The 15,340-nt window shown below is 38.8% G+C and carries 14 protein-coding genes; all 14 read left to right on the plus strand.

What is annotated here, in order from left to right; all coding sequences use genetic code 11:
• Positions 1 to 8 precede the first annotated feature (8 nt).
• The 14 genes from AB3G38_RS18330 to AB3G38_RS18395 all read left to right on the plus strand — a co-directional run bounded on the left by AB3G38_RS18330 (position 9) and on the right by AB3G38_RS18395 (position 15,235).
• Positions 9 to 3,041, plus strand: coding sequence for a TAT-variant-translocated molybdopterin oxidoreductase (locus tag AB3G38_RS18330; protein WP_367865248.1), 3,033 nt, complete (start codon positions 9 to 11; stop codon positions 3,039 to 3,041).
• A gap of 23 nt (positions 3,042 to 3,064) precedes the next feature.
• Positions 3,065 to 4,537, plus strand: coding sequence for an NrfD/PsrC family molybdoenzyme membrane anchor subunit (nrfD, locus tag AB3G38_RS18335; RefSeq protein WP_367865249.1), 1,473 nt, complete (start codon positions 3,065 to 3,067; stop codon positions 4,535 to 4,537).
• Between the two features lie 2 nt (positions 4,538 to 4,539).
• Positions 4,540 to 5,076: a DUF3341 domain-containing protein gene (locus tag AB3G38_RS18340; RefSeq protein WP_068403973.1), complete on the plus strand. Its 537-nt coding sequence runs from the start codon at positions 4,540 to 4,542 to the stop codon at positions 5,074 to 5,076.
• Positions 5,069 to 5,656 (plus strand): cytochrome c, encoded by a 588-nt coding sequence (locus AB3G38_RS18345; protein WP_232324631.1) that lies wholly within the window; start codon positions 5,069 to 5,071, stop codon positions 5,654 to 5,656. The genes AB3G38_RS18340 and AB3G38_RS18345 overlap by 8 nt, the downstream gene beginning before the upstream one ends.
• 14 nt (positions 5,657 to 5,670) lie before the next feature.
• On the plus strand, positions 5,671 to 6,885 hold the full coding sequence (locus AB3G38_RS18350; RefSeq protein ID WP_367865250.1) for a quinol:cytochrome C oxidoreductase: 1,215 nt from the start codon (positions 5,671 to 5,673) through the stop codon (positions 6,883 to 6,885).
• A gap of 63 nt (positions 6,886 to 6,948) precedes the next feature.
• Positions 6,949 to 8,217, plus strand: coding sequence for a cytochrome c oxidase subunit II (locus tag AB3G38_RS18355; RefSeq protein ID WP_367865251.1), 1,269 nt, complete (start codon positions 6,949 to 6,951; stop codon positions 8,215 to 8,217).
• Between the two features lie 20 nt (positions 8,218 to 8,237).
• A complete protein-coding gene (locus tag AB3G38_RS18360) occupies positions 8,238 to 10,130 on the plus strand; it encodes a cbb3-type cytochrome c oxidase subunit I (protein ID WP_367865252.1) in 1,893 nt (630 codons plus the stop codon).
• Positions 10,131 to 10,215: 85 nt separating this feature from the next.
• The gene (locus AB3G38_RS18365) at positions 10,216 to 11,274 is read left to right on the plus strand and encodes a heme A synthase (RefSeq protein WP_367865253.1); all 1,059 of its coding nucleotides are present in this window, start codon (positions 10,216 to 10,218) and stop codon (positions 11,272 to 11,274) included.
• A 17-nt stretch (positions 11,275 to 11,291) separates the two neighbouring features.
• Positions 11,292 to 12,194, plus strand: coding sequence for a heme o synthase (gene cyoE, locus AB3G38_RS18370; protein WP_367865254.1), 903 nt, complete (start codon positions 11,292 to 11,294; stop codon positions 12,192 to 12,194).
• Between the two features lie 10 nt (positions 12,195 to 12,204).
• The gene (locus tag AB3G38_RS18375) at positions 12,205 to 12,798 is read left to right on the plus strand and encodes a cytochrome c oxidase subunit 3 (protein ID WP_068403952.1); all 594 of its coding nucleotides are present in this window, start codon (positions 12,205 to 12,207) and stop codon (positions 12,796 to 12,798) included.
• Positions 12,799 to 12,828: 30 nt separating this feature from the next.
• On the plus strand, positions 12,829 to 13,536 hold the full coding sequence (locus AB3G38_RS18380; protein ID WP_068403950.1) for a cytochrome c oxidase subunit 3: 708 nt from the start codon (positions 12,829 to 12,831) through the stop codon (positions 13,534 to 13,536).
• Between the two features lie 18 nt (positions 13,537 to 13,554).
• Positions 13,555 to 13,908, plus strand: a complete 354-nt coding sequence (locus tag AB3G38_RS18385) for a cytochrome C oxidase subunit IV family protein (RefSeq protein ID WP_068403948.1) — start codon at positions 13,555 to 13,557, stop codon at positions 13,906 to 13,908.
• Positions 13,909 to 13,911: 3 nt separating this feature from the next.
• A complete protein-coding gene (locus AB3G38_RS18390) occupies positions 13,912 to 14,619 on the plus strand; it encodes an SCO family protein (RefSeq protein ID WP_367865255.1) in 708 nt (235 codons plus the stop codon).
• A 43-nt stretch (positions 14,620 to 14,662) separates the two neighbouring features.
• On the plus strand, positions 14,663 to 15,235 hold the full coding sequence (locus AB3G38_RS18395; RefSeq protein ID WP_367865256.1) for a DUF420 domain-containing protein: 573 nt from the start codon (positions 14,663 to 14,665) through the stop codon (positions 15,233 to 15,235).
• Positions 15,236 to 15,340: the final 105 nt, after the last annotated feature.

Consider the following 15,340-nt stretch of genomic DNA (forward strand, 5'->3'; position numbering starts at 1 on the left):
TAGCTTAAATGGAAAGCAATAAAAAATACTGGAAAGGCTTAGAGGAATTTAACAAGACCTCCGATTTTGTTGAAAACAACAGAAACGAATTTGCGGAGCCGCTTCCAATAGAAGATGTTTTAAATGAAGCAGGATTAAGTACAGTAACTCCTCGCCGTGACTTTTTAAAAGCCTTAGGCTTTGGTCTTGGTGCGGTAACACTTGCCGCTTGTCAGCCTGCTCCGATTCACAAATCAATACCTTACCTGATTAAACCTGAAGAAGTAATCCCGGGTATCCCGAATTACTATGTGTCAAGTTATAATGGTCAGAGCATCCTGGTGAAAACCAGAGAGGGCAGACCGATCAAGATTGAGCCAAACCCAAATGCGGGTGAGTTCAATTGCGGGACTGATGCACAGGCTCAGGCTTCTGTATTAGATCTGTACGATGTTTCGAAACTTAAAGCACCTGTATTAAAGAATGATGAGACTACCTGGGCAAAGGTTGATGCATTTGTAGCTGCAGAGCTGGCAAAAGCAAAAGCTTCGGGCAAAAAAATCCGCATCGTTTCTTCATCTGTAAACAGTCCTTCTACTAAAGCAGTAGTTGCAGACTTTATAGCTGCTTATCCTGCAACTAAACATGTACAGTACGATGCCGTATCTTATACTGGTATCATCAAAGCGAATGAGAATAGCTTTGGTAAAGCTGTAATTCCTAAATATAACTTCGACAAAGCTGACTTAATCGTGAGTTTTGCTGCTGACTTTTTAGGAACATGGATCAGCGGAGAAGAATTTACTTCTCAGTATGTGGCTAACAGAAACCACAAATCATTGGCAAAAGGTAAAATGTCACGTCACTTCCAGTTCGAAGCTGGGATGAGTTTGACAGGTACCAATGCTGATACACGTATACCGGTTAAATTATCAGAGCAGGGTCCTGCACTGATTACCTTATATAATGCAATCACTGGTGGCAATTTAGCCGGTGGCTCTTTACCTAAAAATGGTACTGCTGAAAAAGCAATTAAACTGATTGCTAAAGAATTAGTTCAGCAAAAAGGAAAAGCATTGGTGGTATGTGGTTCTAACGATGTTTCAACTCAAATCCTGGTTAACGCGATCAACTCTGCTATCGGCAGTTATGGTACGACTATCGATTTGGATAATCCAAACAAACGTTATGCTGGTAATGACGCTGAATTCGCAGAATTCTTAAATGAGATGAACAGAGGCGAAGTTGCTGCTGTATTCTTCTTAGATAACAATCCTGCTTATGATGTAGTGAATACTAAATCATTCATTGATGGATTAAAGCAAGTTCCATTGAAAGTTTCTTTCTCAGACCGTAAGGATGAGACTTCTACTTTATGTGATGTGATTGCAACCAATCAGAATTATTTAGAAGCATGGGGTGATGCAAATAGCTACGAAGGATATTATTCTATCGTTCAGCCAACAATCAACCCGGTATTCAATTCACGTCAGGCTGAAGAAAGTTTACTGATCTGGTCTAATGCACCTGTTAAAGAATACTACCAGTATGTACGTAATAACTGGGAGAAAAATATACTTCCGGCTTTTGGTAAATCATGGAATGATGTATTAGAGACTGGAGTATTTGCTTCAGCACCTAAAACAGCAGGAACTTATAGTTTCAGCCTTTCTCTTGCAGCTGTTGCGCCTTCGGTAGTGAAAAGCAGTGCTGCTTTAGCTAAGGATATTGAGCTTCAGGTTTATGAAAGTGTAGCGATGCGCGATGGTAAACATGCCAACAACGCATTTTTACAGGAATTACCTGACCCGGTTTCTAAAGTAACCTGGGATAACTACATTGCTCTTGCGCCTAAGTTCGCTGAGTCATTGGGAATCAAAGAATTTGATGTTGTTGACGTAAAAGGAAGCAATGGATATACAATCACTTTACCAGTTCTGGTTCAGCCAGGACAAGCACAGGGTACTGCTTCTATAGCTTTGGGTTATGGACGTACTAAGGTGGGTAAAGCTGGTGATAACGTAGGTCAGAATGCTTATCCATTTGTAACTTTCAGCAATGGAACGTTACAGTATGCAAATACGATCACGATCACTAAAACAGGTGCAACCAACGAGCTTGCGCAAACGCAGACTCACCACTCTTTTGAAGGAAGAAACATTATCCGTGAAGCTACTTTCAAGGAATATGTGAAAAACCCTTCTGCGGGTACTGGTAAGCATGACAGTGAACATAAAACTTACGATTTATGGGATAAATACGAAAAACCAGGTAATAACTGGGTAATGGCAATCGATCTGAATGCTTGTACTGGTTGTGGTTCTTGTATTGTTGCTTGTAATGTAGAAAATAACATCCCTGTTGTTGGACGCGATGAGGTTCGCAGACGCAGAGAGATGCACTGGATCCGTATTGATCGTTACTATAGCTTTGAAGAAGGCGATAAAAGCGTTTCTGAGGAAAAAGAAATTGCACACATGGAAAATCTTGACCGTGTATCAGTTGTTCATCAGCCGATGCTATGTCAGCACTGTGATCACGCTCCTTGTGAAACTGTTTGTCCTGTATTGGCAACGACCCACTCTTCGGATGGTCTGAACCACATGGCTTATAACCGTTGTGTAGGTACACGTTACTGTGCAAATAACTGCCCGTATAAAGTACGTCGTTTCAACTGGTTTAACTACTGGAATGATTCACGTTTTGATAACTACCTGAACAATGAGTTCACTCAACTGGTTCTTAACCCGGATGTGACTACCCGTTCAAGAGGGGTTATGGAAAAATGCTCAATGTGTATCCAACGTATTCAGGCTGGTAAGTTATCAGCTAAGATTGCGAAACGCCCGTTGAAAGATGGAGATATCAAAATGGCATGTCAGGAAGCTTGTTCAGCAAATGCAATTATATTTGGTGATGGAAACGATCCGGAATCAGAAGTATCGAAAGCATTACGCAGTGAGCGTATTTACTATGTACTGGAAGAGGTAAATACTCAGCCAGGAATAGGTTACATGACAAAAATTAGAAACACAGATTCATTACCAACAGTACAAGCGTAAGCTGATATTAAAGAAAACACATTATGTCAGGACATAACGAATCAATATTAAGAGAACCACTAATCACCGGCAATGATATCACGTATGCAAAAATTACGGATGATATCTTAATGCCAGTTGAGAATAAGCCCAACAGGGCCTGGTGGATAGGTTTTATAGTTTCCCTTATGGGAGCAACCTTATGGTTAGTTGCAGTAAGTTATACTTTCTGGAACGGTATCGGATCATGGGGTCTGAACAAAACTGTAGGATGGGCATGGGATATCACCGGTTTCGTATGGTGGGTAGGTATTGGTCACGCAGGAACACTGATTTCAGCGGTATTATTACTCTTCCGTCAAAACTGGCGTAACTCCATTAACAGGTCGGCAGAGGCGATGACAATTTTCGCCGTTATCTGTGCCGCAACGTATGTTGTATCCCACATGGGAAGACCATGGTTAGCTTACTGGGTATTACCTTTACCGAATCAGTTCGGTTCACTTTGGGTAAACTTTAACTCACCACTGGTTTGGGATATGTTTGCGATCTCCACTTACTTCTCTGTATCCTTATTATTCTGGTATACAGGTTTATTACCAGATATCGCTACTATCCGTGACCGTGCAACAGGTATGCGCCGCAGAATTTATTCTATCTTTTCTTTCGGATGGAGTGGTAACGTTAAAACATGGCAGCGTTTTGAGACTGTGTCTCTGATCCTTGCCGGTATCTCTACACCACTGGTACTTTCGGTACACACGATTGTATCAATGGATTTTGCTACCTCGGTTATTCCGGGATGGCACACGACAATTTTCCCTCCATACTTTGTGGCTGGTGCGATCTTCTCTGGTTTCGCCATGGTGTTAACCTTATTACTGGTTGCCCGTAAAGTATTGGGTCTTGAAAACTACATCACCATGTTCCACATTGAATCGATGAACAAAATCATCATTCTTACAGGATCTATTGTAGGTGTGGCTTACATCACTGAGTTTTTTATCGCCTGGTATTCAGGTTCAGAATATGAAGCATATGCATTCATCAACCGTTCAACTGGTCCATACTGGTGGGCATACTGGATGATGATGACTTGTAACGTAATTTCTCCACAGTTACTGTGGTTCAAGAAAATCCGTTTGAGCATCCCTGCAACATGGATCTTATCTATCGTGGTAAACATCGGTATGTGGTTTGAGCGTTTCGTAATTATCGTTACTTCATTACACCGTGATTACCTTCCATCAAGTTGGGCGATGTTCTATCCTACATGGGTAGATGTAAGTGTCTTTGTAGGTTCAATCGGAGTATTCTTTACTTTATTCCTGTTGTTCTTAAGAGTTCTGCCTTCAATTGCAATTGCTGAGGTAAAACTATTACTTAAAACATCAAGTGAGCAAGCTAAACTTGCACAGATTAAAGAAGGTCATTTGGACAAGACTTACGTGAAAGAATACGTGGAGTCTTTAGAGAAATTTGATAGTGTTAAACAAGAAGAATACGCAAAAATATAACAATGAGTAATATCAAATATATTTTAGGCAGTTTTGGCGATCCGGACGAAATGATGCATGGCATCGAAAAGTTACAGGAGAACAACATTAAGATCCATGATGTTTATACGCCTATGCCTATCCACGGCATCGAAGCCAAACTAGGAATTAAAAGATCAAGATTGGATATCCTTGCATTTTTCTGCGGGATAACAGGAACGGTATCGGCATTTGCGCTGATCTATCTTACCTCGGTAGTAGACTGGAGACATAATATTGGTGGTAAACCGGCTTTCGCATTACCGGATTTTATTCCGATTATGTTTGAGGTAACTATTTTATTCTGTGCATTCGGATTAGTAGGATCTTATTATGCATCTACTCACCTTTTCCCGGGAAGAGCACCTAGAGTAATGGATTTAAGAGCCACAGATGATAGATTTATTATAGCTGTTGATGCTCAGGAAAATGGAGATCACAGTAAAATTGACGGATTATTAAAAGAAGCTGGTGCTATAGAAGTTAAGCACAATGAAAGGAAGTATATTAGCTATGAATAAGAATAAAATAGTTGCAGCCTCATTTGTTGTTCTTGCCCTGGCTGTTACAACACTTTCGTCTTGCAGGAATAAGAATAATCCAGGTCTGGAATATGCGAGGAATATGTATGATCATATTGCTTATGATCCTGACCAGCCGAACAAAAACTTTGCGAACGGACAAACTGCACAAACACCTCCTGCAAATACAAGTCCTGTAGGTTTTGTAAAGTATGAGTATGCAAATACCAAAGAAGGTTACGAAGCGGCAGGTTTAAACTTACATAACCCTTTAGCTAAGACACCACAGAACTTACTGTCAGGTAAACATTACTTTACTGTATTCTGCGGACCTTGTCACGGTGAAAAAGGAGATGGTAAAGGACACCTTGTTCAAATTGAGAAATTTACAGGTGTGCCAGCTTATCATGGTGATGCAGCGTCATCACGTGGTGGCCTGATGAAAGATTTATCGGAAGGTAAAATCTATCACACTATCATGTACGGGTTAAATAACATGGGGTCACATGCCTCTCAGCTTACTCCAGATCAAAGATGGAAAGTTGTGATGTATGTTCAACAATTACAAAAAATACAATAGAAAAGCAGATATAAATGGGAACTCACAATTATAATTTCAATGAGCAGTTTGAGTTTACAGGAAAAGCTAAAACTTTAAGCATAGCGGCGATCGTTATTGGTATCGCAAGTATAGCTTATGGTTTTTCTGATCATGGACTTCATGAGCGGACTTTTGCCAACCTGTTACTTATGGCCTATTACTTCGCCTGTGTATGTATGTCGGGTGCATTCTTTTTAGCTGTTCAGTTTGTAGCGCAGGCAGGATGGTCTGCATCAATCTTACGTGTGCCTCAGGCTATGGCAAAAACATTGCCTATCGCAGTAGTAATCCTGATCGCTGTTATTGGTCTTGGACTATACACACATAATCTTTATCATCACTGGAATGCACCGGGCTTAACTGATCCGTCTTCTGAAAACTATGATAAATTAATCGACGGAAAATCAGCTTTTTTAAATGTACCTTTCTTTTTGGGACGTCAGGTTGTATTTTTAAGTATCTATTCTTTTTTCGCTCTTTTACTTTCTAAGTTATCTACTAACGAAGATTTGGAAGGCGGATTAAATTCATACACGAAAAGTTTTAAATACTCTTGTATATTTTTAGTTATCTACGGCTTTACTACGCCAATCTTTGCATTTGATACGGTGATGTCTTTAGAGGCACACTGGTTCTCAACTATGTTTGGATGGTACAACTTCGCAGCAATGTGGGTGAGCAGTTTAGCTACTATAGCTGTGATTATCATTCTGTTGAGAAAAGCAGGTTATATGCAGTGGGTTAACAATAGTCACCTGCATAACTTAGGTCAATTCATCTTCGGGTTCTCAATTTTCTGGACTTATGTATGGTTTGCGCAATTTATGTTGATCTATTATGCCAACATGCCGGAAGAAACTGTGTATTTTTACAAACGATTTGAGTTTTACAAGTTCTGGTTCTTTTTAAATTTAGTGATGAACTTCCTTGCTCCGGTTCTGTTATTGATGGACCGTGACAATAAAAGACAGGAAAATATCATGCTTGGTGTTTGTATAATTGTATTATGCGGTCACTGGGTAGATTATTATCAAATGATTATGCCTGGAACTGTAGAATCACATAATGGTTTTGGTATTATTGAAATAGGTACAGCAATCGGTTTTGTAGGCTTGTTTACCTTTACAGTATTATCTTCATTAAGTAAGAAACCTTTAATTGCAAAGAATCACCCTTTCTTACAAGAAAGTCTGAATCACCATTTGTAGTAACTGGTTAGAGAGTATATACATTAATTTATAGTAGAAGTACATCGTACTACTTTTAAGAAAATGAGTTTAAGAAAATATATAAGCAATAAGACAATAGCGGCCCTGGCAGTAATTCTTACTGTGTTTGCAAATACGAGCGCATTTGCACAAGAAGCTGCCGCCGGTGCTGCCGCTACGGCTGCGAAAAAACCTATTGATATGTTCCCGATCTATAAGTCGGCAGCATTTTATACCCTGTTATTTTTACTGCTTTGCTTATTTATAGCAATAGTTGGTAAAGCAATGCGGGTATATGAATTGACACGTGAAGCTCAGGATAAACCTGCCGGCATCAACTGGAATACAGTAAATGGTGTTCTTTTCGTGATTTTCTTAATCGTCGGATTGTATGGTGTTTACTTTGAATATACAGTTCATGGTAACATGATCCTTCCTGATGCTGCTTCAGAACACGGTAAGAAGATTGACCAGATGTTTAATATCACACTGATCCTGACAACTATCGTATTTATCGGAACACACCTTGTATTATTCCTTTTCTCTTATTTCTATAAGAATACTGGTAAAAGAAAAGCTTATTACTATCCACACAATAATGCATTAGAGCGTATCTGGACAATTGTTCCGGCATTAGTGCTTACTGTATTGGTATTAATGGGATTCCTTACCTGGAGATCTATTTTCTATAAAATTGAAGACCCTAATAACAAGCCATTGAGCATTGAGATTACTTCTCAGCAGTTTGCATGGACTATCCGTTATCCGGGCGCTGATAAAATTGTAGGTAAGAAAAACTATAAACTGATTACCGGAACAAACAGTTTGGGTATGGACTTTAATGATAAGGACAATCTTGATGATCAGATGGCTGAGGAAATGGTTATTCCTGTCAACAAACCAGTAAGATTAATTCTGACCAGTAAAGATGTATTACACAGTTTTTACATGCCGCATTTCAGGATTCAGTTAAACACTGTTCCGGGTATGACTTCTTATTTCGAATTCACACCAACGATTACTACTGCTGATATGCAGACTAAAGTAAATGATCCAGCATTTAAATTCTTGTTCTATTGCTCGAAAATCTGTGGATCTGGTCACTATAATATGCAAAAGGTTGTTAGAGTTGTTTCTCAGGCTGAATATGATGCCTGGATAGTTAAACAACCTAAGTTTATCAATAACGATTTGAGAAAGCAATTTAACTTACCAATCGTACCAGAACCAGCAGCTGCACCAACGGCGGCGGCACCAGCTGATAGTACAGCTAAAGCTGCGACCACCAGTGCTCCTGCTGTAGCAATGAATAAACCGGCTTTAAAAAAATAATTATACTGGAATAGCGCATTATGTCAACTATAACATTACACGATACACATAACAACGATCACCATGACGGTCACGATCATGGGCATCACGAACAATCTTTCATAAGCAAATACATTTTTAGCCAGGATCACAAAATGATCGCAAAACAGTTTTTAATAACTGGTATTGTGATGGCTGTTATTGCGATGGGATTGTCTATCTTATTTCGTCTGCAACTGGCATGGCCGGATAAAAGTTTCCCTATCCTTGAAACATTTTTAGGAAGATGGGCAGAAGGAGGAAGGATCAAACCTGATTTTTATCTTGCTCTGGTAACGATACACGGTACCATCATGGTATTCTTTGTACTGACCGCAGGATTGAGCGGTACGTTTAGTAATTTACTGATTCCGCTTCAGCTCGGGGTACGGGATATGGCATCACCATTTATGAACATGCTTTCATACTGGTTATTCTTTATCGCCTGTATCGTGATGATGAGTTCATTCTTTATTGAGACTGGACCGGCAAGTGCGGGCTGGACAGTATATCCTCCATTATCTGCTCTTCCGAAAGCTATTTCAGGTTCTGGTTTAGGGATGACATTGTGGTTAATCAGTATGGTTCTTTTTGTAGCTTCTCAGTTAATGGGTGGTATCAACTATGTAAGTACTGTATTAAACATGCGTACTAAAGGTATGGATCTTTGGAAAATGCCTTTAACTATCTGGGCTTTCTTATTAACAGCTATCCTGGGTATTTTATCATTCCCTGTTTTAGTAGCGGGTGTTGTATTATTGATTTTTGACCGTAGTTTCGGTACAAGTTTTTATTTATCTGATATCGTTATGGGTACTCAGGTATTACCTAATGAAGGTGGTTCTCCAATCTTATGGCAGCATTTATTCTGGTTCCTTGGTCACCCTGAGGTATATATTGTAATTATGCCGGCTTTAGGTATCTCTTCGGAGGTAATTTCGGTAAATTCAAGAAAACCAATCTTTGGTTACCATGCGATGGTTTATTCATTAATTGGTATTACTATCCTTTCCTTCATTGTATGGGGTCACCATATGTTTGTGACGGGAATGAATCCATTATTGGGTGGTGTATTTATGATCACGACCCTGATTATCGCTGTTCCTTCAGCAGTAAAAACTTTCAACTACCTGGCTACATTATGGCGCGGTAATATCAGGTTCACCCCTGCAATGTTATGTGCTATTGGTATGGTTTCATTTTTTATCTCAGGTGGTTTAACTGGTATCTTCTTAGGTAATGCTTCTCTGGATATTAACCTTCACGATACTTACTTCGTAGTTGCTCACTTTCACCTGGTAATGGGGTCTGCTGCGATCTTTGGTATGCTTGCCGGTGTTTATCACTGGTATCCAAAAATGTTCGGAAGAATGTTAAACGAGAAATTAGGATACCTTCACTTCTGGGTTACATTTATCTGTGCTTATTTAGTATTCTTCCCATTACACTTCTTAGGTTTAGATGGTGTACCACGTCGTTACTATGCTTTCACTGAATTTGAATTCATGCAGAAATGGGTTACTGTAAATATCTTTGTTACCTGGGCAGCTATCGTTGCAGCATTAGCACAGATTGCATTCCTGTTCAACTTCTTCTACTCAATTTTCAAAGGTAAAAAAGCAACACAGAATCCTTGGGAATCTAATACTTTAGAATGGACTACACCTGTTGAGCATATCCATGGTAACTGGCCAGGAGAAATCCCTACAGTATACCGTTGGCCATATGATTACAGTAAGCCAGGTTCTGAAGCAGATTTCATTCCTCAAACTGTTCCTTATTCTCAAACAATGAGCTCAAACATGCCGCATGACTTTGAAGGAAATGCAGAATCTGAACGCATCCAGAGAGAGTGGGAAGAAAAACAAGCAAAAGAAAAAGCAATACTGGATTAATCTCCTTTATTAAAATTATACGATGAGGTTATCTGCTTGAGTATCTACTTAGAACGATAACCTCATTTTTTTTAAAATCAAACCAATGGTTCCTAAATCTGAAAAGAGATTTATCCGGTTAAACCTGATTACTTTAATAGTGACGTTAGTACTCATCTTAGCTGGTGCAGTAGTACGGAGTACGGGTTCAGGTATGGGTTGTCCGGACTGGCCAAAATGTTTTGACCAATATGTTCCACCAACATCTGTAGATCAGCTTCCGAAAGACTATAAAGAAAAATACGTAGCAGGCCGGGTTAAAAAGAATGAGCGTTTTGCGCTGATGCTTGATAAAATGGGTAAAAAGGATGTGGCAGATAGTATCCGTCACGATCAAAGTATAACAGTTCCGGAATCATTTAATGCAGCAAAAACCTGGACTGAATATATTAACCGCCTTACCGGAGCAGCTACAGGAATTTTATTAATTGCAGTTGCCGTTCTTTCATTTACGTATAAGAGTAAAGCTAAAAGGATTATAGTTTTAAGTATACTGAATCTTTTTATGGTAGTTTTTCAGGCCTGGCTGGGATCAATTGTGGTTTCGACCAATTTACTGGCCTGGGTTGTGACTGTTCATATGCTGCTCGCTCTGGTTATGCTCGCCATCCTGGTTTATACCTATTATTACGCACAATCACTGCATAAAGAACCGACAGTTGTTATTTCTAAAGTATTCTGGTTAAAAGTATTGATTCTGGTTTCTTTGTTCCTGAGTGTACTGCAAATTGTTTTAGGAACAGAAGTAAGGGAAGCTATTGATGAGATTTCAAAAAACCTGTTATATCAGGAAAGACATACCTGGATTGGGAAAATAGGAGATATCTTCTCTTATCACCGTGATCTTGCAATTTTTGTAGTCGTACTGAATGCATTCATTTACCAGTTCGTAATGAATAAATTTGGAGGTAAGGCAACAGAATTGAAATTAGGTAATTCAATTGTATTGGTGCTGATGGTACAAATTGCAAGTGGATTATTATTAGCTAACTTTGCACTGCCACCAGCAGCTCAGGTTATACATTTAGTGTTCTCAACAGTTCTGTTTACACTCCAGTTTTATCTTTATCTGCTGGTATACAGAACAAGTACTTATAATCAATAATATTAAAACACATAGAATTGAAATTATTTTTCTCAGATTTATCTAAACTCATCAAATTCAGACTTACTTTTCTGGTTGTGTTTTCTGCGTCAGTTACTTTTTTAATTGGTTCAAGAATGCAGGTTGCCAGGGGTGAGGTTCCGTCTATTGACTGGGGAAATTGGCTGATTCTGGTAGCTGGAGGGTTTTTAGTGACTGCAGCAGCAAACTGCTTCAATGAGATTATAGAAAAGGATCTGGATAAACTGATGACCCGTACCATGGATCGTCCGATGCCAGCAGGAAGAATGACAACGGGACAGGGATTAGTACTGGGCTTGATCATGGGGATGCTCGGTACCTGGTTATTAGGTAAGCTGAACTTGGAAACAGGTCTTTTATCAGTATTTTCTATCTTACTTTATGCATTTGTTTATACCCCTTTAAAACGTAAATCTCCAATTGCCGTTTTTGTAGGTGCAATACCTGGTGCTTTACCACCGCTTATCGGTTATTTGGCCGCCCTGGGGCATACTACCAACTTTACGCATGTAGATTATGAAGTTGCCGGAATTCTTTTCCTTATACAGTTTGTATGGCAGTTTCCGCATTTCTGGGCAATTGCATGGGTTTTGGATGATGATTACAAAAAAGCAGGTTTCAGGTTGTTACCTACTAAGAAAAGAGATAAGACCACAGCATTTCTTGTTTTCTTAAGCACGTTAATATTAATACCTGTGAGTTTGCTGCCTACCTTCTTTGGATTTGGCGGTTATTACATTGCAGGGGTTTCGATCATAGCCGGAGTGATTTTTGCACTGCTGGCCTTTAAACTACTGGTAAAAATGGATATAGACAGTGCACGTAAAGTGATGTTTTGTTCATTTGTTTACATACCACTGGTACAATTGATTTTATTGTTTGATTTTATAGGTAAATAGTTTTTTATATATGGTACACACATTAAAACCAGAAGACGTAGCGCAGGATAGATTAGCTACCTCTTTTAAAGCTAAAAAATTCGTTCTTTGGCTATTTGTGGTCTCTTCGACTATTATGTTTGGAGGATTTACAAGTTATTATATCGTATTTGCTGCGTCTAAAGGTAAAGGACATGGATTAGTTCTTCCTGATGTTTTTATGTACAGCACAGCGGTGCTTGTATTGAGCAGTATCTGCTTATTTTTTGCAGCAAAGGCAGTCCGTCAGCAGAATATACAGACACAAAAAATATTTCTATGGTCAACCTTAGCATTGGGGATCGCTTTTGGCTATCTTCAGGTTGATGCCTGGTCGGCACTATACCAAAGTGGTGCAACACTGGTTAACAATAACGCAGCAATTTCTACGATTTATATTGTTTCCGGCATGCACTTACTGCACATTTTTGCAGGACTTTGTTTCATCCTGAACAGCCTTTGGGGTGCATATGGCAAAATTCCTAAAGAAAATGCGGTATATCGCATAGAAATAGCCTCTATATTCTGGCATTTTATAGATATATTATGGATATATCTTTATGTTTTTTTACTTTTGAACAGTTAGACTTTTTAACAAACTATTACAATTTTTAAAATGAATTCATTATCACAATTAGATCAGGTAAAAACTACTCCATGGAGTGGCGGCCGTTCACCGTGGTCGGTAGAATACGGAAAAATAATGATGTGGTTTTTCTTGCTATCAGATGCATTTACATTCTCTTCATTATTGGTATACTACGGAGCGCAACGTTTCACGAAATTTACATGGCCTGATCCGGATTTGGTATTCCAGTCGATTCCGGGTTTAGTAGAATCCGGAGCACCATTAGTGTTCGTAGGTATTATGACTTTTATCCTGATCATGAGTTCTGTAACTATGGTATTAGCTGTTGAAGCTGGTCACAGACGTGCTAAGAAAGAAGTGATCTGGTGGATGGTGGCAACTATTATCGGTGGTTTCATGTTCCTGGGTTGTCAGGCATTAGAGTGGACTCACCTTCACCATGAAGGTTTCTGGTGGGCATCTATTCCTAAACCAGAGAAGTTACAGGAATTCTTTGTTGGGCCTGTGTCTAACGTTGCAGCACAACAGTTTGCTAACTTGTTCTTTACAATTACAGGATTCCACGGATTTCACGTATTCACTGGTGTTTTATTAAATATCATCATTCTGATTATGACTATCAACGGAACTTTCGAGAAACGTGGTCATTACCTGATGGTTGAAAAAGTAGGTTTATACTGGCACTTTGTTGATCTGGTTTGGGTATTTGTATTTACCTTCTTCTATTTAGTTTAATTCCTCAAAAAATATATTATGTCTGAACATAACCTACAAAATACAGAAGAGCATGCACATGATGAGCATGCTGGCCTAAGCAAATCAAAAATCTGGCAGGTATTCTTTATCTTATTAGGGATTACTGTAGTTGAATTTATCATTGCATTAGTGATTTTACCAAAAGGATTGGTTTCTCACACTGCTGGTAATATTGCTTATATCTTATTAACTCTTTTAAAAGCATATTATATTGTTGCCTACTTTATGCACCTTAAGTTTGAGAAAACCGGGTTGCAGCTGTCACTTGGGCTCGCATTTATATTTATTGCGTACTTTATAACTTTGATGCTCATTGAAGGTGGTTATTTGCATATACATATGACTATTTAATTCATGAAGTTTTCTTCAATAAAAAAAATAATAATCCTGGTATCGATTTTAGCGGTACCGGGATTTTTATATTATGAACTGGTTGAACAAGGGAAAAACAGGTATAAACCATTGCCCTTTTTCGGCCCAAAAAAAGTAGCTGCTACTTTCCATTCCAAAAGAGGAAAACAGATTCCCGATACCATTTATCATCAGTTACCTGACTTCCGGTTTATTAATCAGCAGGCAGATACGGTGAGCTGGAAGAATTACTCAGGAAAGATCATTGTGCTGAACCTGATTTATACCTCCGGAAATAATTACGCCGTAGAATTTGCTAACAAAGCAATGAACGTGTATATGAATACCTATATCAAGAATCCGTTAATTCATTTTATAGGCTTAAGTATAGATCCTGTAACAGATGTTCCTGCTAAACTGCTTCCCTATGCTGAGAAACTAAAAGCAAAGGCAGGTAAATGGGATTTACTGACCGGAGATAGTACCGCGGTTTACAACTGGATCAATAAAGGGCTCTATATTGACGCCCAGCAGCACTTTGAAAAAGGTGAACGTAAATTCACTTACAGCAATTTGTTTGTTCTGCTGGATCCCCAGCACCGCATCAGAGGTTATTATGATGCGACTAATCAGGAAGCGCTCTCCAAGCTGAATGATGAAATAAAAGTTCTCGTTGCCGAAGAGCTTAGAAATGTAAGAGACGGAAGGTAAGCTTGCTTTGCAAGCCGCCTGATGCTTAATAAAGATACACACCATGAATATTAACGATAAATTCTTTTTACGTCTGATCTGGATTGTTACCGCAGTAGTACTTGCAGTAGTTATTACTTTGAAGATTGTACCGCCACCAACCATAAAACCATCGTTCATCTATTTATTACCACATTTAATTGGAGGTATTAATGCGACTTGTGCAGTACTGCTTATTCTTTCTTTAATCTTTATCAAGAAGAAAAATATACAAGCACATAAAGTAACGAATGTGATCACATTTATTCTGTCCGCTATATTTCTGGTTTTCTATATCCTGTTTCACCTTTATGAAAAGGATACAAAATACGGAGACATTGATCATAATGGCATTCTTTCAGTCGCTGAACTTGCTGCCGTAAGTGGAACAAGAATGATCTATTTCTTCATTCTGATTACACATATTATGCTGGCCATTGTAGTGTTGCCATTGATCTTGATTAGTTTCCTCAGAGGCTTCAGTATGCAGATTGAGAGGCACCGTAAGATAGTTAGATGGGCTTACCCGGTATGGCTGTATGTAGCTGTGACCGGAGTGATTGTCTACCTGATGATTTCACCTTATTATAATTTTTAACCAATGCCAGGCATTTTTACATTAGACTTATGTAATGTCAGGCTTAATTGTTCGTTTAATCTTATATTTGCTATAGTTAGTAATTAACCTGATGAATCTTGCACT

Origin of the sequence: Pedobacter sp. WC2423, assembly GCF_040822065.1 — a bacterium.
In the GTDB taxonomy this organism is placed as follows: Bacteria; Bacteroidota; Bacteroidia; order Sphingobacteriales; family Sphingobacteriaceae; genus Pedobacter.